The 22,697-nt window shown below is 31.0% G+C and carries 18 protein-coding genes and 1 pseudogene; 18 read left to right on the forward strand and 1 reads right to left on the reverse strand.

Going from position 1 to position 22,697, the window contains the following annotated elements; genetic code table 11:
- The first annotated feature begins 63 nt into the window (after positions 1-63).
- The 14 genes from HSACCH_RS04390 (at position 64) to HSACCH_RS04455 (ending at position 17,461) form a co-directional block, all read left to right on the forward strand.
- Positions 64-1,812: a hydantoinase/oxoprolinase family protein gene (locus tag HSACCH_RS04390; RefSeq protein WP_005488150.1), complete on the forward strand. Its 1,749-nt coding sequence runs from the start codon at positions 64-66 to the stop codon at positions 1,810-1,812.
- Positions 1,809-3,149, forward strand: coding sequence for a histone deacetylase family protein (locus tag HSACCH_RS04395; RefSeq protein WP_005488151.1), 1,341 nt, complete (start codon positions 1,809-1,811; stop codon positions 3,147-3,149). Before HSACCH_RS04390 ends, HSACCH_RS04395 begins: the two co-directional genes overlap by 4 nt.
- 111 nt (positions 3,150-3,260) lie before the next feature.
- A complete protein-coding gene (locus tag HSACCH_RS13555) occupies positions 3,261-5,603 on the forward strand; it encodes a diguanylate cyclase (protein ID WP_005488153.1) in 2,343 nt (780 codons plus the stop codon).
- Between the two features lie 42 nt (positions 5,604-5,645).
- Positions 5,646-6,077 (forward strand): DUF523 domain-containing protein, encoded by a 432-nt coding sequence (locus HSACCH_RS04405; protein ID WP_005488155.1) that lies wholly within the window; start codon positions 5,646-5,648, stop codon positions 6,075-6,077.
- A gap of 56 nt (positions 6,078-6,133) precedes the next feature.
- The gene (locus tag HSACCH_RS04410; RefSeq protein WP_152415969.1) at positions 6,134-6,967 is read left to right on the forward strand and encodes an SDR family NAD(P)-dependent oxidoreductase; all 834 of its coding nucleotides are present in this window, start codon (positions 6,134-6,136) and stop codon (positions 6,965-6,967) included.
- 216 nt (positions 6,968-7,183) lie between these two features.
- On the forward strand, positions 7,184-8,473 hold the full coding sequence (locus HSACCH_RS04415) for a DUF362 domain-containing protein (protein WP_005488158.1): 1,290 nt from the start codon (positions 7,184-7,186) through the stop codon (positions 8,471-8,473).
- A 201-nt stretch (positions 8,474-8,674) separates the two neighbouring features.
- A complete protein-coding gene (locus HSACCH_RS04420) occupies positions 8,675-9,613 on the forward strand; it encodes a sugar-binding transcriptional regulator (protein ID WP_005488159.1) in 939 nt (312 codons plus the stop codon).
- Positions 9,614-9,615: 2 nt separating this feature from the next.
- Positions 9,616-11,166: an FGGY-family carbohydrate kinase gene (locus tag HSACCH_RS04425; protein WP_005488161.1), complete on the forward strand. Its 1,551-nt coding sequence runs from the start codon at positions 9,616-9,618 to the stop codon at positions 11,164-11,166.
- Positions 11,163-12,200 (forward strand): 2-hydroxyacid dehydrogenase, encoded by a 1,038-nt coding sequence (locus tag HSACCH_RS04430; RefSeq protein ID WP_005488162.1) that lies wholly within the window; start codon positions 11,163-11,165, stop codon positions 12,198-12,200. The genes HSACCH_RS04425 and HSACCH_RS04430 overlap by 4 nt, the downstream gene beginning before the upstream one ends.
- 15 nt (positions 12,201-12,215) lie before the next feature.
- A complete protein-coding gene (locus tag HSACCH_RS04435; protein ID WP_005488164.1) occupies positions 12,216-13,406 on the forward strand; it encodes a trans-sulfuration enzyme family protein in 1,191 nt (396 codons plus the stop codon).
- Positions 13,407-13,418: 12 nt separating this feature from the next.
- Positions 13,419-14,396: a sugar phosphate isomerase/epimerase family protein gene (locus HSACCH_RS04440; protein ID WP_005488165.1), complete on the forward strand. Its 978-nt coding sequence runs from the start codon at positions 13,419-13,421 to the stop codon at positions 14,394-14,396.
- A 152-nt stretch (positions 14,397-14,548) separates the two neighbouring features.
- The gene (locus tag HSACCH_RS04445; RefSeq protein ID WP_005488167.1) at positions 14,549-15,889 is read left to right on the forward strand and encodes a Na+/H+ antiporter NhaC family protein; all 1,341 of its coding nucleotides are present in this window, start codon (positions 14,549-14,551) and stop codon (positions 15,887-15,889) included.
- Positions 15,890-15,918: 29 nt separating this feature from the next.
- Entirely contained in the window at positions 15,919-16,701 is a 783-nt protein-coding gene (locus tag HSACCH_RS04450) for an SDR family NAD(P)-dependent oxidoreductase (RefSeq protein WP_005488168.1), read from the forward strand.
- Between the two features lie 106 nt (positions 16,702-16,807).
- A complete protein-coding gene (locus HSACCH_RS04455; RefSeq protein WP_005488169.1) occupies positions 16,808-17,461 on the forward strand; it encodes an L-fuculose-phosphate aldolase in 654 nt (217 codons plus the stop codon).
- Between the two features lie 309 nt (positions 17,462-17,770).
- Here HSACCH_RS04455 and HSACCH_RS04460 read toward each other — a convergent pair whose 3' ends face one another.
- A complete protein-coding gene (locus tag HSACCH_RS04460; protein WP_005488171.1) occupies positions 17,771-19,117 on the reverse strand; it encodes a Na+/H+ antiporter NhaC family protein in 1,347 nt (448 codons plus the stop codon).
- A 113-nt stretch (positions 19,118-19,230) separates the two neighbouring features.
- Between HSACCH_RS04460 and HSACCH_RS04465 the strand changes: the two genes are divergently transcribed.
- From HSACCH_RS04465 to HSACCH_RS14110, 4 genes and pseudogenes are all read left to right on the forward strand, one after another.
- Positions 19,231-20,679: a cryptochrome/photolyase family protein gene (locus tag HSACCH_RS04465; RefSeq protein ID WP_005488172.1), complete on the forward strand. Its 1,449-nt coding sequence runs from the start codon at positions 19,231-19,233 to the stop codon at positions 20,677-20,679.
- A 67-nt stretch (positions 20,680-20,746) separates the two neighbouring features.
- The gene (locus HSACCH_RS04470; RefSeq protein WP_005488173.1) at positions 20,747-21,973 is read left to right on the forward strand and encodes a sensor domain-containing diguanylate cyclase; all 1,227 of its coding nucleotides are present in this window, start codon (positions 20,747-20,749) and stop codon (positions 21,971-21,973) included.
- A 233-nt stretch (positions 21,974-22,206) separates the two neighbouring features.
- Positions 22,207-22,581 (forward strand): hypothetical protein, encoded by a 375-nt coding sequence (locus HSACCH_RS04475; protein ID WP_005488174.1) that lies wholly within the window; start codon positions 22,207-22,209, stop codon positions 22,579-22,581.
- Positions 22,582-22,616: 35 nt separating this feature from the next.
- Positions 22,617-22,697 (forward strand): annotated as a pseudogene (locus HSACCH_RS14110) (hypothetical protein); the annotation flags it as partial.

Here is a 22,697-nt window from a genome sequence, read left to right on the forward strand (position 1 = left end):
AATAGCAAACAGCTTTAATTGAATTCATCTAAAAACAATAGCTAACACAATAGGGGTGGTTTAATGATTATAGGTATTGATGTGGGCGGCACCCATACAGATGGAGTCTTGGTTAAAAAGCAAAAATCTAATTATAAAATTAAATCCACAGCAAAGGTAAAAACTTTGGCTGACAATATAAAAAGCTCAGTTCTTGAAGTATTAGATCATCTTACAGCGGAAATAGAAAATAAAGAAATTAAGAGAATAGTTTTAAGTACAACTTTGGTTACTAATATAATTTATGAAAAAAAATATAAGCCGGTTGGATTAATTTTAATACCAGGACCCGGACTGAATCATCAGCATTTAGAATATGGTGAGGAAAATATAATTTTAGATGGTTATATAGACCATCGAGGTAAAGAAGTTAAATCAGTTTCAACTGCAGAAATTAAAGATGCTCTGGCTTACCTGCAGTCTAAACAAATAGAAAATGTGGCTGTGGTTGGTAAGTTTTCTGTGCGCAATCCGGTCCAGGAAGAAAAAGTTAAGCAAATAATAACTGAAGGAAATTATAACTTTAAGAATGTTACTTTAGGTCATCAGTTATCCGGAAATTTAAATTATCATCGTAGAATAATCACCTCCTATTACAACACTGCAGTCAGCAGTATTCATCAGAACTTTATCAATTCTATAGAAGCTTCTTTTCAGGAGCGGGAAATAGAGGCTGATATTTATCTGCTTAAATGTGATGGTGGAACTGCTAATTTAGAGAGTTCAAAAGATATTCCAATTGAAACAGTTAATTCAGGACCTGCAGCCAGTATCATGGGGACAATGGTTTTAAATCAAAATTCCGAAACCGGAATAGCTTTAGATATCGGAGGAACTACCACAGACTTTGGTCTATTTATCAAAGGAGACACTGCTTTTAAGCCAAAGGGTATTGAAATTGATAAACACCCAACTTTGATTAGAGGGCTTTACACATATTCAATTCCTTTGGGGGGAGATAGTAGAGTAAAAGTTGAAAAAGGTAAAATAAAAGTTGGTCCTGAACGCAAAGGACCGGCAGCAGCTTTTGGAGGACCAGCTCCAACTCCAACTGATGCACTTTTAGTTTTAGACCAGATTAAAGAAGATCAAAAAAACAAGTTAGATTTTGATTTAGAAAAAGCTAAAAGTAGCTTAGCTGCTTTAAAAGATAAACTTGATTTAAATCTATATTCAGATTATCTTCCAAATGATGAAGTTGAGTTAAAACTGACTCAGATAGCTCAAATAATTATTGACCAGATAGCAGTAGAGATTAAAAAAACTGTTACAGATATTTTAAATAATATTAAAAATCAGCCGGTATACACCATTAACGAATTATTAAAAGAACCAGAAATAGAGCCGGAATACATAATTGGAATTGGGGGTCCAGCCGCTGCTTTGACTGAGCTTTTAGCTGAAAAACTTAACTTAAAAGCTGAAGTTCCTAAATATTCGAAAGTAGCTAATGCTTTGGGGGCAGCTTTTGCTCATCCAACAATTGAAACTACAGTTAGAGCTGATACGGCTCGCGGTTTTTTGGATATTGTTGAAGCTGGAATTCACAGACAGTTAAAAGATCGAAATTTTGACCTTCAAGATGCGGAAAAGCTGGCTGAAGAATGGACCTTAAAAAGATTTAAAGAAGAAAAATATCCGGTTGAAATTATCAGCAGAGAATGTTTTAATGTAATTCGAAATCGAAGAAATAAAGGACAGATAATAGAAGTGAAAGCACAGATTAAACCAGGACTGATTGCTGATTTGAAGGGGGGTAAGCTAATAATATGAGGAATCCAAAAAAATTAAAAGCTAAAAATAAAGTAGGGCTAATTTTTTTTCCTGCTTTTGACTGGGAAATTTCTCCGACTCACCCAGAAAGAAAAGAAAGGCTGCTTTATACCAGAGATCAAGTTTTTGAAGAAGGATTACTTGATATTGAAGGCATTTTAGAATTTAATCCTGAAATTGCTTCGGCAAAAGAAATTTCACGAGCCAATATTTGTGTTCCAGATGTTGATAGTGTGGCCTCTGAACCGCATAAAATTTCAGCTGGGGGAGCAATTAAAGCGGCTGATTTAGTTTTAGAGGGGAAAGTAGATAAAGCTTTTGCCCTTGTGCGGCCACCAGGTCACCATGCTCATCGGGTGGTTCATGGTGCTCGAGGCTTTTGTAATATTAATAATGAGGCAATTATGGTTGAATCAATTCGCAATAAATATCCAAATAAAAAAATTGCTTTTGTGGATACTGACGCCCATCATGCTGATGGAACTCAGGAAATATTTTATCATGATCCGAATGTGCTTCATATTTCTTTACACCAGGACGGAAGGACTCTTTTTCCCGGTTCAGGTTTTGTTAATGAATTAGGAGGGCCAACAGCTTATGCAAAAACTTTAAATATTCCCCTGCCTCCCGGATGCTCTGATCAGGGGCTGCTTTATGTTATAAATGAATTTGTTTTACCGGTTTTAAATGATTTTCAGCCTGATTTAATTATCAATGCGGCCGGTCAAGACAATCATTATTCGGATCCTTTAACAAATATGAACATTTCTGCTAAAGGCTATGCAAAAATGAATGATCTTTTAGATCCTGATCTGGCTGTACTTCAGGGAGGATATTCAATAGAAAGTGCTCTTCCTTATATTAATGTGGGTTTAATCCTGGCCATGGCTGGTTTAGATTACAGTTCTGTAGAAGAGCCTGATTATGATCCAGAAATTTTAAAAGAAGATCAGAGCCTTATTAAAGAGATCAAAGAAACAGTGGCAGAGTTAAAAAAGATCTGGAAAAATAGAGAAAACAAAAATCTAGAAGAAATTTATGGTGACTACTCTACATTTTACAGCAGAGATAAAAGCATATTTTATGATACAGCTGGAATTAATGAAAAACAGAGCGAAAAAGTTAGAGTCTGTAATCAATGTCAGGGTTATTTGATAATTGATTCTAAAGCAGGAAAGAGTAGTTTTAGCAGCAATCAGGTAATGGCAGTTTCTATTCCTAAACTGGTTTGTGATCAATGTTATCAAGAAGCCAGAGAAAAATTTGATAATTTAAAAAACGAATATGAGTCTGTTTATTTACAGGATTTAAAAGCAGATGAATATCTCAGAAATTAATTAGATTTTTATTCTATTAAATTCAAAGGATAATTATATTTTATAAAGAATTAGTATATAATAAGGGGAATTGTTTATGTGAACTGATAATGTTTAAAAGGGGATGATTGAATGAATATGAAGAACATAACTGATAAAAATATTGATTTAAAAAAATTATTAAAAAAATTAGCGAATCAGACTCCTGGTGCTTTATATCAGTTTAACTTTTATCCAGAGGATGAAACTATGTTTTGTTCCTATATTTCTGAAGGAGTTTATGAAATTTTTGAACTCTATCCGGAAGAAGTTCTGGAAGATGTTAACAAAGTTTTTGCAAGGATTCATCCCGATGATAAAAATCAGATTATGAATTCAATCAGAGAATCCACAGCTCAATTAAAGTTATGGAAGGAAACATTTAGAGTAGTACTGCCTCAAAAAGGAGAAAGATGGATCCAAGGAAACGCCAAACCTGAAAAAATGGATGACGGCTGTATATTATGGCATGGAAATCTTATTGATATCAGTGAGGAAAAAGAATGGAAAAAGGAAATAGAGATTTATGCTAAAGCACTTAAAAACATTTCTGATTCAGTTGTAATTACAGATAAAGATTTTAAGATTGAGTATATTAATAAAGCAGCCAAAAAATTATTTGGTTATTCACCGGATGAACTAAAAGGTGAAAGTCCAGGTGTTTTTAATTCGGAAACTCATGCAGATAATATCCAAAAAAAATTATATAAAAAAATATCCAGAGGTGAAGTTTATCAAGGGGAGTTATTATACAAAAGAAAAGATGGGTCGAATTTTATTTGTGATATGAAAATAACTCCTTTAACTAATGAAAATGAAGAAATATATGCCTATATCGGGATTCAAAGAGATATTACTGCTAAGAAAAACAAACAGCAAGAAATTGAATTCCAGCTTAAATTCCAAAAAACATTATCTGATGTTTCCAGTGATTTACTTAATATAAATAGTGCTAATATAGATAGAAAAATTAACAGTGCTTTAAAAAAGATTGGACATTTTTTTAATATTGACAGAAGCTATATTTTTCAGTTTTCAAATAATTATGATTTTGTGTCAAATACTCATGAATGGTGTAAAAAAGGAATAGAAGCACAAATAGACAAATTACAGAATATAAATGTTAATAATTTTAGCTGGGCTATGAATAAATTATATAACAATCAGGTTATAAATATAAAAGACATAGAAAATATGGACATTAATAAAAAAGCTGAAAAGAAATTATTAAAAGAACTGAATTTAAAATCGATTGTTATTATGCCAATGCATATTGAAAATGAATTATTTGGGTTTTTTGGTTTTGATTTTGTAGAAGAAAAAAGAGCTTTTTCAAAAGATGAAATTAGGCTTTTAAGAATTTTTACTGATTTTATAACTAATGCTTTTTTAAAACATATTGATTATCAAAAGATTAAAGAGTTAACTTATCATGATAGTTTAACTGGATTATATAATAGAAGATTTTTCGTAGAAGAATTAAAACGACTTGATACTAAAAGACAGCTTCCGATTTCTATAATAGTAGCTGATATTGATGGATTAAAAATTATTAATGATAGTTTTGGCCATCAAAAAGGTGATTGTTTAATTAAGAAAAGTGCTGATTTAATAAAAAATGACATCAGAGACGAAGATATACTAGCTCGTCACGGGGGAGACGAATTTGCAATATTACTGCCTCAAACCTCAGGCGAAGAAGCTGAAAACATAGTTTCAAGAATTAAAAACAATACTAAAAAAAGCAGCAGTTATAAATTCAATATTTCTATATCTTTTGGTATTGCGACAAAAAATAAGATTGAAGAGGATATAAACGAAATTTTTAAATTAGCTGATGATAAAATGTACCAGAATAAACTATCAGAAAACAAAAGTATTAAAAATAAAATTGTTCAGGGCTTAATAAGTACTTTAGAAGTAAAAAGTAATGAAACAAAAGAACACACAGTTAGAATGACCAAATTATCTTTAAATTTTGCTAATTATTTAAATTTGTCTAATTCTGAAATCAATAGATTATCTCTGCTTTCAAATTTACATGATATTGGAAAAATAACAGTAGATGATAAAATATTAAAAAAATCAGAAAAATTAACTGAAGAAGAATGGGAAGCAATGAAAAAGCATTCTGAAGCTGGTTATAATATTGCAAATTCTTCCGAAGAATTTGCTTTGGTCGCAGAAGAAATTTATTCTCATCACGAAAGATGGGATGGTAATGGTTATCCTCGAGGTTTAAAAGGAAAAGAAATCCCGTTTTTAGCTCGAGTTATTTTTCTGATAGACACTTATGATGTAATTACTAGCGGAAGACCATATAAAAAAGAGATGAGCAGGTCAGAGGCTTTAAAAGAGATTGAAAATTGTGCAGGAAGTCAATTTGATCCTGAGTTAGCAGCGGATTTTATTGATTTTATTAAAGAAAAATATTAGGTCTTAAATATAAATTTAAATCTATGTGGAAAAGGTGGTTTAATGTATATAGTAAGTTCATGTCTTGCGGGTATCAATTGTCGTTATGATGGTGGTAATAATTTAAACGAAAAAGTTGTTAAATTAGTTAAAGAAGGTAAAGCAATTCCAGTTTGTCCCGAGATATTGGGAGGCTTAGAAACTCCAAGAACACCTTCGGAAATAATTAGGGATGAAGCTGGGAATAGAAAAGTTGTAAATAAAAATGGGGAAGATGTAACAACAGAATTTATAAAGGGCGCAATGAAAACAGTTTCAATTGCTAAAATTGTGGAGGCTGATCAAGCAATAATGAAAAAAAACAGTCCTTCCTGTGGTTATGGTAAAATTTACGATGGTACTTTTAACAATAATTTAGTTGAAGGAAATGGGATTACAGTAGATCTGTTAATTGAAAACGGAATAGAAATTCTGACAGTTGACGATTTAGATTAAGTTGTAATTTCTGTAGTTTAGACTAAGTTATAAGTTCTGTAGTGGGGTGTTAAATGATGAAGAATATTTTAATCACTGGTTCTACTGATGGTATTGGCAGAGAAACAGCAAAACAACTGGCTGAAAAAAATAACAGGATAATTATCCATGGGCAGAATATAAATAAAGCCCAAAGGGTAAAAAAAGAACTGAATAAAATCAATCCTAAAGTTGAACCTAAAATTACAATAGCGGATCTTGAATCACAAACAGAAGTTTTAGATTTAGCTGTTAAATTACAGCAGGAAGAAGAAAAAATTGATGTTTTGATAAATAATGCAGGTATCTACAAAAACAAGCTGGAGTTTACTGAAGAAAAAATTGAAAAGACTATAGCAGTTAATTATCATTCTCACTTTATTTTAACATTACTGCTTATTCCTTTAATAGAAAAATCAGAAGATCCTAGAATTATTAATCTATCCTCAATGGTTCATGCCCACAATTTAGATCCAGAAAAAATATGGGATCCAGTTGATTTTAATGGTAGTCAGGCCTATTCTGATTCTAAATTAGCAATTATATTATTTACTTTTAAACTGAATAGAGTCTTAGATGAAGTTTCAGTTAACTGTCTTCACCCGGGGGTAATAAATACTAAGTTACTGCAAAAAGGTTGGGGAGGCGGCGGTTTATCTGTAGAACAAGGGGCAAAAACCTCTGTTTATCTAGCAGAATCTGAACAGGTTAAAGATGAAAGTGGTAACTATTATATTAATAAAAAGAGAAAGAAGCCTGCAGCTGCTGCTTATAATAAGGAACTGCAGAATGAATTTTGGAATAAGAGTTTTGAGATGATAAAATATCAGGAAATTTTAAATAAGATTCCTGATCGGCTTATAAAGGCATGATTTTTAACTAATTATATATAGTAAGAAATGATGAATGAATATGTGATATTTATAAAATATTAAATTTGATTGTGCAGGCAGCTAATAATAAAGTTCGTTTTAAATATTCAGAATATTAAAAAATAAGAAAGGGGAGGATTAAAATAATTTTGTTTTAAATTTTTATTTCACTAATTGTCGGTTAAATATTTTCAAATTATCAAAGGGGGAAAAATAATGAGTCCAAAAGTATCAATAAGCAAATTTGATTCTTTAAAAGGAAATGAAGAATTTATTGGTGGTGAGTTTAAGCGATATGATGAAGATATTTCGGCAATAAAAGAAAAATTACGTGATCTAATTGAAAAAAGTGTGGGTAGTATTGATAATCTGATTAAAACTGGGGACCGAGTTTTGATAAAACCTAATCTTGCTTTTTTAGCACCGCCGGAAAGCTTTTCTGTTGTAGATCCTCGAGTAATTGAAGCTCTTGTTTCTCTTTTAAAAGAAGAATCAAAAGCAGGAGAAGTATGGGTTGGAGATAACCCTTCATTAGGTAAACATGTTGGAAGAGCTAAACCTGCCTTTAAAGCGGCAGAAATGGAACAGGCTGCTTATAGAGGTGGTGCTGATAAAGTTCTATATTTTGATGAAGAATCTTCAATAGAAATTGATATTCCAATGGCTAAAGTTTTTAAAAAAGCATCTGTCTTTAGACCAATAATTGATGCTGATGTCTTAATTAATCTGCCAAAGATGAAAACTCACTTAGGTGGAACTGTCACTCTAGGCTTAAAAAACTGGCAGGGAATTATACCTAATGTACATCCATCTGGTCAGCAGCAGGATACCCATAGAATAGATCTTGACCAAAAAATAGCTGATCTATTAAGAATTAGAAAAGCAGATTTAACAATTGTTGATGGAATTATTGCAATGGAAGGTCAGGGGCCTCATGCAGGAACTCCTTTGGAAATGAATCTTTTAATTGCTGGAAAAGATACTGTAGCAGTTGATTCGGTTACTTCCTATATTATGGGCTATGAGCCTCATGAAGTACCTTCAACTCAGATAGCTTTTTCTGAAGGTCAGGGAGAAATGAGATTAGATAAAATTGAAATTGATGGAGTTAGCTTAGAAAGCGTAAGAAGGTTCTTTAAAAGACCGGCCAGTAATCCTGTTGGATTGATACCTGGAATAGATGTCTTGATTCAGCAGACATGTCCTGGTTGTTATAAATATATCAGAGGAGCTTTGGACAGCTTCAGTCAGAGTCTAGATACTGAGAAGTTTGTTGAAGAAAATGGAGAATCATTAATAATTGCCGGAGGAGTTCCTTCATTAGATTACACGGATGCAGAAGGCAAACACTTATTTGTAATTGGTGACTGTTGGAAGAAATTTGAATCACGAGCGGAAGTAGAAAAGGCTATGGAGGTTGCAGAAACAGTTACAGAATATCCAGGTTGTGCCCCAATTTATGTCTTTGCTCAATTAAATACTGACTTAGCGGCAATGAATAGTTAACTAGTTGAATATAAAAAGAATTTTTTCACTATGTTTTAAATAAAAAATTAAATAATTGATCAAAGGCTTGAACTCTAGGTAAGGAAGAGTTTAAGCCTTTTTTTATTTTTAAAATTTTTTTGACAATTATGAATTAATGTGCTAGACTATCATTAAGACAATTGTAAAACTAAATGACAATTGTCACAAAGGAGTAATAAAATGAATGTTAATAAGAAAACGAAAGTAAAAATAGCTAGATATTATTATCATGAAGGATTTACTCAGACTAAAATTGCTGAAAAATTATCGATACCAAGACAAACAGTTAATAAAATTGTAAAAAATTTAGTTGATGATGGTATTGTTAGAATAGAAATAATTGAAGGACCATATTTTAATACAGAATTAGAAAATAAATTAGAAAAAAAGTATAAATTAAAGCAGGTAATTTTAGTGGATTATGATGATCCAGAAGAAATAAATAATTTACTTGGAAAAAAAGGAGCAAATTTTTTCGAATCATTACTAAATTCTAATACAAAAGTTGGATTATCCTGGGGTAATACTCTTTCCTCTTTTGCATCTAATTTGACTAAGAAAAACTATAAAGATGTTACTGTTGTTCAATTGGTTGGAGGTTCAAATAATCTTGATAATTCAATTAAAGCGGATGAAATAACAAGAATTACAGCTGAAAAAATTGGAGGGAACTCTTGTCTTTTATATGCTCCTTCGCATGTTCAAAACAAAAAAACCAAAGAAGCATTTCTTTCAGAAGAAAATATTGAAAATGTTTTTAATGAAATGAATGATTGTGATATGGCTGTAGTTGGAATAGGAGAAATGAGTGAGAATGCAACTCTTTTCAAAGGTAAATATTTATCAAAAGGTCATTATGAAGAATTACTTGCAGCTGATTGTGTAGGAGATATTTGCTCCCGCTATTTTGATAGTGAAGGGAAAATTGTTAACCATCCTATCAATAATACTGTAATTGGGATTGATATAGAAAAATTAAAAGATATTCCAGTTGTAATTGGAATTGCAGGAGGAGAAAATAAACATAAGGCAATTTCTGGAGCTTTAAAAGGTAATTTTTTAGATATATTAATCACAACCACTGATGTAGCTAAAAAATTAGTTGGAGAGGAGGTTTAATATTGAAAAACAATTTGCTTCTTGGAATAGATGCAGGAACTACAAAAATTAAAACAACTATTTATGATGAAAATGGAAATATAGTATCAAAAAATGAAGAAAAAAATCAACTTATTGATTATGGTGATGGAAGAGTAGAACAGGATATGGATTTATTATGGGATAAAGTTGCCAGGTGTATAAATAATCTGCTGAAAAATAACAATATTGATGCTTCAAATATAAAAGCTATAGGTTTATCAGGACAAGGTGAGGGCTGCTGGTTAGTAGATGAATTAGGAAATCCATCTGGAAATGCAATATTGTGGTCAGATAGTAGAGCCCAAATTGTTTCAGAAAATATAGCAAATGATAAAAAATTGTTATCTCTTTATCGTAAAAGCACAGGATCATTTCCTTTTGCTGGAGCTCAAATCATTATTTTGAAATGGCTCGCTGCTAATAGACCAAAGCTGCTTAAAAAAAGCAAGCATTTATTTTTTGCTAAAGATTGGTTACGATTTAAGTTAACTGGGGAAGCAGCAATTGAATATACTGATGCATCTACTTCAATAATTGATTTGTCAGAAAAAAAAATAGCTTCAAAATTATTTAAAGAATTGCAAATTGATGATCACTTAAGATTATTACCTCAATTAAAAAAATCAGATCAAATTGCAGGATATATTAATAAAAAATCAGCGGTGGAAACAGGATTAAGTGAAGGTACACCTGTGATTGCTGGTTTGATGGATATTGTGGCAACAGCTTTGGGGACAGGTGCAGTTTCTAAAAATGATTGCTGCACTATTTTGGGGACAACCTGTTGTAATGAAATTGTTACCAACAAATTTGATCCAAAAGAAAAAAGTGTATCTGGTTATGAAATTCATGCACTGAATAAAAATTATTTAAATGTAATGGCTACAATGTCTGGGACTCCTAATTTAGATTGGTTTCTTGATAAATTTATGGAAGATATAGTTGAAAAATCTAGAAAAGAAAACTTTGATTTATTCAATTTTTTAGAAGAAAAAATGAAAAATATAGAACCTGGATCAGGCGGGATAATATATCATCCGTATATTAGTCCATCAGGTGAGAGGGCTCCTTTTTCTGATAAAAATGCCTGTTCTCAATTTTTTGGTTTATCAACTAAGGCAACTAGATTTCATTTATTAAGAGCTGTTTATGAAGGAGTAGCGTATTCAATTAGAGATTGTTTGGATAACAGTCCTCAAGTTAAAAAAATATATTTAACTGGTGGTGGCGCTAAAAGTAAATTTTGGGCTCAAATAATATCAGATGTAAGTGGGAAAGTAGTTTATAGAGTCGAAGATCCAGATCCAGCTTCAAGAGGGACTGCATTATTAGCTGGTTTAGCAGTAGGAGTTTATAGTGATATAAATTCAGTTATAGAAAAGGTTAATAACATAAATGAAAAATTAGTTCCTAATTTGGAAAAACATAAACTTTATAGTAAGCTATATAAAATTTATTTAAAATCAAGAAAATTAAATAAAGATTTATGGGAAGCAAGAGCAAAGCTTATGGAGAAAGGAGACATTTCATGAAATTAAAAACTTTATTAACAGCGGAGATAGATAGTCAGCTTCTTCCTAGGATTAAAGAAATTTGTGATGTTAAGATTGAGGGGTGGGGCAAAAAGTTAAGAATTTTAAAAGAAGAAGAATTAATAGAACATTTAGATGGCGTAGAGGTATTAATTACAAGTTATGATGATGTAACAGAAAATGTAATTAATAATGCCACTGATTTAAAACTTATTGCTTGTACAAGATCAAATCCTGTAAATATTGATTGTGAAGCAGCTACAAAAAGAGGAATACCAGTTGTTTATACTCCAGGTCGTAATACTGACTGTACAGCTGAGTTTACAATTGCATTAATGTTAAATATAGCAAATAAAATACCAATGGTTTATCAAGACCTTAAAAATGGTAAATATTTAGCAGAAGAGAAAAAAAATATTGAAGTAAAATCAGGATTAAAAGAAGATGTAACTTGGGCTTTAAATGGAGATAGTCCCTATGTTATTTATAAAGGAATGCAGCTAAAAGGTAAAAATCTTGGTATAGCAGGTTATGGTGATATAGGTCAAAAGGTTGCTGTAATTGCTAGAGCATTAGGAATGAAGATATTAATTTATGATCCATATATATCAGAAGTAAAAATTAATGATAATGTTCAAACAAAAGTTAGTTTTGAGAAATTAATCAAAGAATCTGATGTAATAAGTCCACATGTTAAAGTGGTAGAAGAAACTAGAAATATGTTTGGAACTGAAGAGTTTAAAAAAATGAAGGATACAGCCCTTTTTGTCAATACATCTAGAGGTGCAGTAGTTGATGAAAAAGCTCTAATTGATGCTTTAAGAAACGAAGAAATTGCCGGAGCAGCACTTGATGTTTATGAGAGTGAACCATTGGCTGAAAATCATCCTTTTATTACGGAATTAAATAATGTTGTAATAACTCCTCATTTAGGAGGCGCAACTTATCAAGCGATAACAAATCATACAATAATGGTTATTGAAGATTTAGAAAGATTTGCAGCAGGCAAAAAAATGGTTAATGTATATAATTAAGGAGGATTTATAAAAATGAAGAAAAAAAAGAAGATTGGTTTTTCATCTAGAGCAGTACACATAGGACATGAGCCTTGTCCAGAAACAGGAGCATTAGTTTCTCCAATATATCAAACTTCTACTTATACTTATGAGAATACAGAAGAAGCAGGAAAAATATTTTCTGGAGAAAAGTTTGGTTATTTATATGGTAGAGATCACAGCCCAACCGAATTGCAGTTAGAAGAAAAAATTGCCTCATTAGAAAACGGAGAAGCTTGTAAAGCTTTTGCATCTGGAATGGCTGCTATTTCAGCAGTAGCATTTGCTTTATTAGAGTCTGGAGATCATGTGATTTGTGGTGATGTTGTTTATGGAGGAACATATGGGCTTTTCCATAAGGTTATGTCAAAGTATGATGTTGAAGTGACTTATGTTGATACAAGTAATATTGAAAATATTGAAGCAGCTATTAGAGATAATACTAAATATTTGCATATTGAAACTCCAGCAAATCCTACTTTAAGATTAACAGATATTAAAAAAACAGCAAACTTATGCAAAAAACATGGCATTAAATTAGTTGTTGATAATACATTTATGACTCCCTATTATCAAAGGCCTTTAGATTTAGGTGCAGATATTGTTGTTCACAGTGCAACCAAATATATGGGAGGTCATGGAGATTTAATAGCTGGTGTTGTAGTTGGTTCAAAAGAATTCATTGAAGAGGGATTACATGAACCAGTAACAAAAATTGGTGGGCTAATTGCACCTTTTATAGCATTTTTACTTAAAAGAGGCTTACAAACTTTACCTGTTAGAATGGAAAAACATTCTAGCAATGCAATAAAAGTGGCTAAATTCTTAGAAGGACGACCAGAATTTAAAAAGGTTATTTTCCCTGGTTTAGAAAGTCATCCTCAACATCTCTTAGCAAAAGAACAAATGGGAGGTTCATTTGGAGCATTAATTTGTGTAGAAGTTGAAGGGGGTTTAGAAGCAGGTAGAAAATTAGTAGATAATTTAGAAATGATTTCTCTTGCTGTAAGTTTGGGCGATGTAGGTACTTTAGTCCAGCATCCTGCATCTATGACTCACAAATCTCTTCCTGTTGAAGAAAGAATAGAAAGTGGTATTACTGATGGATTAATTAGATTTTCAATAGGTATTGAAGATCCTGAAGATATTATTGAAGATATTGAACAAGCATTAGAAAAGTTATAAGGAGGACTAAATATGTCAGATAGAAAATATTCAGTTGGAATCTGGGCTTATGGAGGTTGTGGAGATAGATTTTCTGAAAATGGTTACCAAAAAAATAGAAGTTTTAAAGAAAAATTAGAATTAGCTGCAAAAACTAAAAATCTATCAGGGGTTGAAGTTCACTATAATGGTGATTTTAAAGATGATGATTTTGCAGAAGCAAAAAAATTAATTAAGTCTAGTGGCCTTCAAATAGCTGCAGTAGACTGTGAAACATTTGGGGATAGAAAATTTCGCAAGGGCGCTTTAACTTCAACTGATCCTAAAATAAGAAAAGATGCAGTTGAAATAGTTAAAAGAGCAGGGGAAGTTGCTAAAGAATTAAACGCTGCTGTTGTTAACTTATGGCCAGGAGCAGATGGATATGATTATTCTTTTCAACTTGATTACGAAAAAGAAATAGAATTAATGGTAAAATCTATAAAAGAAATAAGTAAAGCAAATCCGGATGTTAAATATTCTTTAGAATATAAGATTAAAGAACCTCGAATAAGATCTACAATCGGAACTGCTGCTAAAGCAACAGCTTTAATTAAAGATGCAGGAGTAGATAACTTTGGAGTTACAATGGATTTTGGCCATTCTATGGTTGCAAGAGAAAATCCGGCAGAAGCATCAGCATTTCTAGATCGTTATAATTTACTTTATCATGTTCATCTCAATGATAATTCTCGAGACTGGGATGATGATTTAATAGTTAACACATATCACTTCTGGGAAACATTAGAATTAATATATTACTTAAAAAAATTAAATTACAATGGGTGGATCGGTCTTGATATGTCACCTAAAAGAGAAAATCAAATTGAAGCAGTAGAATATTCAATTGAAACCTTAGAAAGAATGTTTAAATATATTGAAAAAATTGATGAAGAAAAATTGTTAGAATCATTAAAAGAACAAGATGTTTTAAAAGCACATAAATTAATTAATAAAGAAATCTTTATTTAAACCAACAAAATCAAATAGAGCCAGTAAATGTAGTACTGGCTCTTATCCCAAATTTTTTCTAAATATTCAAAATAGGGGGTGAATAATGTTTAGCCTTTGGTATTATTTTATTTAGTCAAAATAAAAAACATAAAAATGAGAGGGGAAATAAAATGTCTAAAAATAAAGGAAGATTAATCGGGTTAACACCATTAATTTTATTCTTAGTTTTATTTGTGGGGACAGGACTAATAACGGGTGACTTTGATAATATGCCGCTTCTGGTAGCATTCTTTATTTCTGCAGGTTATGCACTTTTATTAAATAAAGAAGGGGAAAAACTATCTATTACTAAAAAAATAGATATGTTTATGAAAGGTGGAGGAGAACCAACTATTGTATTATTAGTTGTTATTTTCTTGCTTGCTGGAGCGTTTTATTCTGTAAATGATGCTATGGGCGCAGTAGAATCAACTGTTAATTTTGGTTTAACTATCTTGCCAACTAACTTTATTCTACCAGGTATCTTTGCGATCGGATGTATTATTTCATTTGCGATGGGTACATCAATGGGAACAGTAACTGCACTTGCACCAATAGCAGTTGGTGTAGCTGATCAAACTGGAATTAGCATAGCACTTGCATTAGGAGTAGTTGTTGGTGGAGCTATGTTTGGTGACAACCTTTCTTTTGTATCTGATACAACGATTGCAGCTACGAGAACTCAGGGAGTGGAATTAAGGGATAAATTTAAGATGAACTTCTTAATCGTACTACCAGCTGTAATTGTGACCCTGATAATTCTAATGTTTATTCCAATCAATACTGCAGCAATTGATGTAGGAACATATTCTTTAGTTAATATCCTTCCTTATATTGGTGTAATAATTAGTGCACTAATTGGTCTTAATGTTATGGTAGTATTAGTAATCGGAATTGGAATTGGAAGTATAGTTGGTCTTATTGGTGGATCATTTACTGTAATTGAACTCTTAGGATTTATTCAAAGAGGTATGGGCTGGATGCAGAATTTAGCTATTATAGCTATGATCATCGGTGGTATTGTAGAATTGATGAAACATTATGGTGGTATAGACTATCTATTAAATAAAGTTACTGCAAATATTAAATCTAAAAAAGGTGGAGAATTTGGAATTGCAATGCTTGTTAGTTTAATTGATATAGCAACTGCCAATAACACTATTTCTATAATAACTGCAGGTCCTTTAGCAAAAGATATATCTAAAGAATATGATATTGACCCAAGAAGAACAGCCAGTTTATTAGATATATTTTCAGCATCATTTCAAGGATTTATACCTTATGGTGGACAACTTTTAGTTGCTGCAGGTATAGGTGCAATATCACCAGTTAAGATAATGCCATTTACAATTTATCCAATCTTACTTTTTGTATTTGGAAGTCTGGCAATTATTCTTGGAATTCCGAACTTTAAAAATAAAGCAGAAGATTCATTTGCTGAAACAGATGAAAATATAGAGAATATAAAATAAATAAGTAACTATTTTTAGGAGGATCTACAATGTACACAATCGATTTAAAAGATAAGGTAGCAGTTGTTACTGGGGGTAACAGAGGAATCGGAAAGAGTATTGTGGAGATATTGTTAAAAGCGGGCGCAAAAGTTGTTGTATATGATATGCAGGTAGACTCAGTTGAAGAATTAAAAAAAGAGTATGGAGAAGAAAATATTGCTGGCTATGCAGGTAGTGTAACTGACAGTAAAGCAGTAGAAAAAATGACTACTGAAGTAGTTGAACATTTTGGTAGTTATGACCTACTTATTAATAATGCTGGCATTTCGACTATGGATTATGTAGTAGATATTAAGGAAGAAGACTGGGATAAAGTCATGGATGTAAATGCTAAAGGTGTATTTTTAGTTAGTCAGCAAGCTGCAAGACAAATGTTAAAGCAGGAAAATAGAGGTAAGATAATTAATATTTCTTCTCAGGCTGGGAAAAATGGATATCGAGGAATGGGCAATTATGTATCAAGTAAGCATGCTGTTTTAGGACTTACAAAAACTATGGCAGTTGAACTTGCCCCTGAACAAATTAATGTTAATGCAGTCTGCCCAGGTATAGTAGAAACTGAAATGAAGCATCGAGAAAGAGTTATTGGAGCAGAAGTTAGAGGTATGAAACCAGAAGAAATCGAAGCAGAAGATAATTCTCAGGTGCCTTTAGGTAGAACAGCTCAACCAGAAGAGATTGCTAAAGTAGTCCTTTTCTTAGCCTCAGAGATGGGAGATTATTTAACAGGTCAGGCAGTAAATGTAACTGGTGGTATGACAATGCATTAAAAGCTAATAAATTGTAGTAATAATTAAATTAATATTTAAAGTAATTATACAACAATATATATAGTTTAAATCGAGCACTATTTGCTAAATAATAAGGAGGAATATAATGAAATTAGAATTAGAAAGAATGAAAATTATGGAGTTTGGCAAGAAATTAGTAGATACCGGCCTGACTAAGGGGACAGGTGGTAACTTAAGTATTTATAACCCGGAAGAAGAATTAATGGCTATCAGCCCAACGGGAATCCCCTATTATGATATCAGATTAGAGGATATAGTGGTCATGGATCTTGAGGGTAATATAGTTGAAGGTGATAGACAGCCATCGAGTGAATATGAAATGCATAAAGTATTTTACGAAAAAAGAGATGATATATTTGCTGTAGTTCACTGTCATTCAATTTATTCAACTACAATCTCAATCTTAAGAGAAGATTTACCTGCCTCTCATTACATGATTGCTTTAGCAGGGAAGAATGTCCGCTGTGCTGAATATGCAACATATGGCTCTCCAGAACTGGCAGTAAACGCCTTTGAAGCTATGAAGGATAGATATGCTGTAATCCTGGCCAATCACGGCCTGCTGACTGGAGCAGACTGTATAGAAAATGCATTTAACACTGCAGAAGAATTAGAATATGTAGCAGAAACATATTATAGAGCCAGAGCAATAGGAGAACCTGTGATTTTAGATGATCAGGAAATGGAAAAAATGCAGGAAAAGTTTAAGCATTACGGACAGGCTAGAACAGAAAGTTAAATATATAAAATAAGATAAAACACCTAAGAGGTATGGGTTCTTAAATTTAAGAATCCATACCTCTTTTTTTATTACTATTAATTATTATAACCAAATCAGAATAGAAATTTATCTAAACAAATAATTGGTCATCAGATTATAAAACTAATATTTTTAAGTTAATTTTTTTAAAATAAAGGAATAAATATACTTATAAAGAATTAAGAATTAAGTAATAAAAGTATTTTATTTTAATATCTTACTTTTCATAAGATTAATCGACAGAAAATTACAAAAGTATGCATTGATAGACATTAAGCTGCTATCAGCTTAATCTTTTTCAAAATGAGTAACTAAAAGATTTGATAGCGGCATTAATAATGGGAAAAAGGCAAATGGTAGATAATCAATAGTATTAACACCTAAAACAGCGGTCATCATTAAAGCATTTACGTTCCAGGGAATTAGTGGTGAAAATATTAAACCTGAATCTCCAACTGCCCTTGCCAAATCTTTTCTTTCTAAATGCATTTGATCATAATTTTCCCCGAGCATTTTGGCAGGTAAAAACACTCCAAGAAATTGATTGCAGCCTAATGTTGCTGAAACAATGCCTGCAAATAAGGTAACAGCAACCAAATGTATTTTTTCTTTTATTAAATGCAAAAATGGTCTTATTATACTGTTTAATACACCTAATTTTTCTAAAAGACCACCTAAAAGTACAGCAAAGATAATCAAAGATATTAATTCCAGCATACTTGTCAGGCCACCACGGGCTAGAATGTTATCTATAAATGTTATACCAGTTCTTTGCTTGATACCTCTGAACATAATATTCAGAAGTTTTGACCAACTGTTGTTAGTAAAAAGTATTCCCATTCCTAAAGAAAAAAGAATATTTAAAGCTAAATTAATAATAGTTGGAATTTTAAATACAGCCAGTATAATAATTAAAATCGGTGGTAAAAGCAGCCAAAAAGAAATTTGAAAGTTGTTTTTTAGCATTTCACTTAAAGTAATTAAATCAGCTGCTGCATTATTATTAGAAAAATTTGTTAAGCCAATTATAAAAAAAGTGAAGGCAGTAATTATGTATGGGATAATAGCAGTTTTAAACATGTGGTAAATCATATCCATTAACCCAGATTCAGAAACATGAGCTGTAATAATTGCAATTGACGAAACTGGTGACATTCTATCTCCAACATAAGATCCAGAAATTATTGCACCAGCAGCCAAAGGCAGATTAAGACCCATTGTCTGTGCTATGCTGATTAAAGCAAGTCCAATCGTACTTGCAGTTCCAACAGCTGTTCCGACAGCCATTGAGACCATTGAAGTAGAAATAAATGATAAAATAAAAAAATATTTAGGACTGATAGTTTTTAATCCATAGTAAATCATTGTTGGCACAGTTCCAACTGCAATCCAAAGAGCTATCATCATCCCAAGTAAAAATAAGATTAAAATAACGTTACCAATATTTCTAAAACTGGAAAAGAGCATATCTTCTATCTCTTTCCACTTGTATCCCCAAAATAAGGCTAAACTGATGATAATCATTATTTCAAAAAACAAAGCAACTTGAATTGGTGCATTCCAGAATAAAACTGAAAGCAAAATTAAGAGAGCCATTGTAATAACAGGAATTATTGCCTGTTTAAAACTCAACATTTTTATTTCCCCCAAATTTATTTATTTTTGGATTAACATAATAACACTATATAATTAATGATTAAGATCTGTCAATGTTTATAATAAATATTCTACTTCAGAAAGGAAGTAAAATGATAAAAAACTTAATTATATTACCAAATCAACTTTTTAAAGAAATTGAGACTATGGAAATAGAAAATATTATTCTTTATGAAGCAGAAGAATATTTTTTGAAATATAATTATAATAAGAAAAAACTTTTACTGCATCGTGCATCAATGCAGAATTTTTATGCTCATCTAAAAAATAAAAATAAAGAGATTAGATATTTAAATTATAAAACCGAACTAAAAAAAGCAATTAAAAACTTTGATTCATTGACAATTTTTGATCCAATTAATAAAGGTATAAAAGATAAAATTAGGGAGATTACAGCAGCTGCAGAAATCAAATTGACTATTCTGGAAAGCCCTAATTTTCTCAGTTCAAATAAAATTAATAAAGATTTTTTTAAAGAGAATGATTTTTTTCAGCATAAATATTATCAGATGCAGCGTAAAAGATTAAATATTCTTCTTAATAAAGAAGGAAAACCGGCAGGGGGAAAATGGAGTTTTGATTCTAAAAACAGAAATAAGTTTCCAAAAGATATTGAAATTCCTAAGCTGCCAGAATTCAATAATGATTATCTTAAAGCAGCAAAAAACTATATTGAAGAAAATTTTAATAATAATCCGGGTGATTTAGAAAAATTTTGTTATCCAATTAATCATAAAGAAGCCGAAGAATTGTTAAATGATTTTATTGAAAATAAATTAGAAAACTTTGGCAAATATCAAGATGGATTTGAAAAAGAGATAGTATTTGGATTTCACTCTTTAATTTCTTCAAGTTTAAATATTGGACTTTTAAATCCCAAGCAGGTAGTTGATAAGGTTCTAGATTTCTATAGTGAAAATGAAATACCGCTCGCTTCTGTAGAAGGCTTTATCCGACAAATTATTGGTTGGCGAGAATATGTTAGAGCACTTTATCAATTAGAGTCAGAAAACATGATTAAGAGCAACTTTTTTAAGCATCAACGAAATTTTCCTCCAAAATTTTACCAGGCAGAATCTGGAATTGAAGTTTTAGATGATTCTATTATAAAAGCAGTAAATTATGCTTATTCTCATCATATTGAAAGGCTAATGGTGCTTGGAAATTTCTTTTTACTTTGTGAACTAGATAAAGATCAAGTATTTGAATGGTTTATGGAAATGTATATTGATGCTTATGAATGGGTTATGTTTGCAAATGTTTATGGGATGAGTCAATATTCTTATCCTGAAATGATGACTAAGCCCTATATTTCTTCAAGTAACTACATATTAAAAATGAGTCATTACCAAAAAGGAGAATGGTCAGAAATCTGGGATGGGCTTTATTGGCGCTTTATTTATAAAAATAAGGATAAGTTTTCAGCTAACCCAAGAATGTCATTGATGATTTCTCTTTTAGATAGAATGGATCAAAAAAAATTAGAAAATCACATTAAAAGAGCAGATAAATTTCTGAAAGAATTGAATAAAAAAGATTAATAAATAATCTGTTTTAATATAAGCTATTTAATTTGGTCTTAACTATCAAAGAAATGAGGGTGTACAAATGATTAATAATCTTGATTTGAAAAGTGTTTTAGATAATATGAGTATAGGAGTTATGTTAGTCGGTGATCAAGAAAAAATTATATATATAAATAAATTATTAACTGAGATAACAGGATACAGCAGAGAGGATTTAGACAATTTAAATGATTGCTTTAAATTAGCTTTTATAAATCCTGCCAAAAGAGACAAACTAGAAAAAAGATTTGATTTTCATGTAGAAAATGATAAATATTTTGATAAAATTTTAAAAATAGAAACTAAATCAGGTCAGTTAAAAGATTTAAAATTTAATGTAAATAAACTACCGAATGGTTATCTACTTGTTAATGTGGTAGATGTTAGTGAAGAAATTGCTAGAAAAAAAGAAATTAAAATAATTAAAGACCGACTTGAAATAGCTGCTGAAGCAGCTAATATAGGTGTCTGGGATTGGTATATTCAGGCTGATGATTGTTATTATAATAAAAATTGGGCAGAAATGCTTGGTTATAAGTTAAAGGAGATTGAACAAAAGCCTCATAGCTGGAAAAATTTAGTTCATCCAGAAGATATAGATAGTGCTTTAGAAAAGATGAAAAAACATTTAAAAGGGGATAAGGATATTTATATTAGCGAGCATCGTTTAAAAACTAAATCTGGGGACTATATTTGGATTAGAGATATTGGTAAAGTTGTTGAAACAGATGAAAATGGAAATATATTGAGGGCAACAGGTATCCACCTTAATATAGACCAATATAAAAAACGACAGCAGCAGATTGAATTTTTGTCTTTTCATGATGAATTAACTGGATTATATAACCGCCGTTATCTGCAGAATGAAATTAAACGCCTAAATGGTTCAAGAAGGTATCCAATTAGCATTATTGTAGGTGATTTGGATAATTTAAAAGAAGTAAATGATAGTTTTGGCCATGGTATTGGTGATCAATACCTTAAAAAAACTGCTGAATTATTAAAGGAAGTTCTGCGCAGTGAAGATATAATTGCACGAACTGGGGGAGATGAATTTGTAATTTTACTACTTGAAACAAATAAGTTTACTGTAAAAAAGATTTGCAATAGAATCAAAGAAAAATTTAAAAAGTATAATCAGCAAAAATGTTTCTTAAAAAATCTTTCAATTTCTTTAGGGAGCTGCACCACTGAAAGTTGTACAGATAATTTAAACAGAGCCTATGAAAAGGCAGATAAAAAAATGTATATCAATAAAAGAAGCAAATAGAGATTAAATAGTCGGTTATTCCGGCTATTTTTGGTTTTATACGACTAAATGATAAATTGTATGACTAAATCAAGTTTTAATTTTACAAATTTAGTTTAAAGTGATAAAATTACATCAATTTATAACTGATTGTGTTATATTAATAAAAAGTAGTGAACAGCTAGTAGTATTAACGATTAGTAGTAATCAGATTAAAATTAAAACCAATGAGAAGTAGAGAAAGGGAGGAATTTATGAATTTTATATTTTTATCACCTTATTTTCCAAATAATTTTTATAATTTTTGTGTGGGATTGAAAGAGGCAGGTATTAATGTTTTAGCAATTGGAGATTTAGCCTATGATGAATTGCGGGCTGAGCTTAAAGATTCTCTGACAGAATATTACCGAGTAGATAATATGGAGGATTATTCTCAAATGCAAAAAGCCTGCGGATATTTTACTTATAAATATGGTAAAATAGATCGTATTGAATCTAATAACGAATACTGGCTTGAAACAGACGCTAGATTAAGAAAAGATTTTAATGTTAAAGGCTTAAAAATTGATGATATAGAAGCTATGAAATATAAGTCTAAAATGAAAGAAGTTTTAATCAAGCAGGTTTAAATACAGCTCGCGGTAAGGTTGTTGATCAGTTAGAAGAAGCAGAGAACTTTATTGAGGAGGTTGGTTATCCAGTAGTTGTTAAACCGGATAATGGAGTAGGCGCTGCTGATACTTAT

The sequence above is a fragment of the Halanaerobium saccharolyticum subsp. saccharolyticum DSM 6643 genome, assembly GCF_000350165.1.
In the GTDB taxonomy this organism is placed as follows: Bacteria; Bacillota; Halanaerobiia; order Halanaerobiales; family Halanaerobiaceae; genus Halanaerobium; species Halanaerobium saccharolyticum.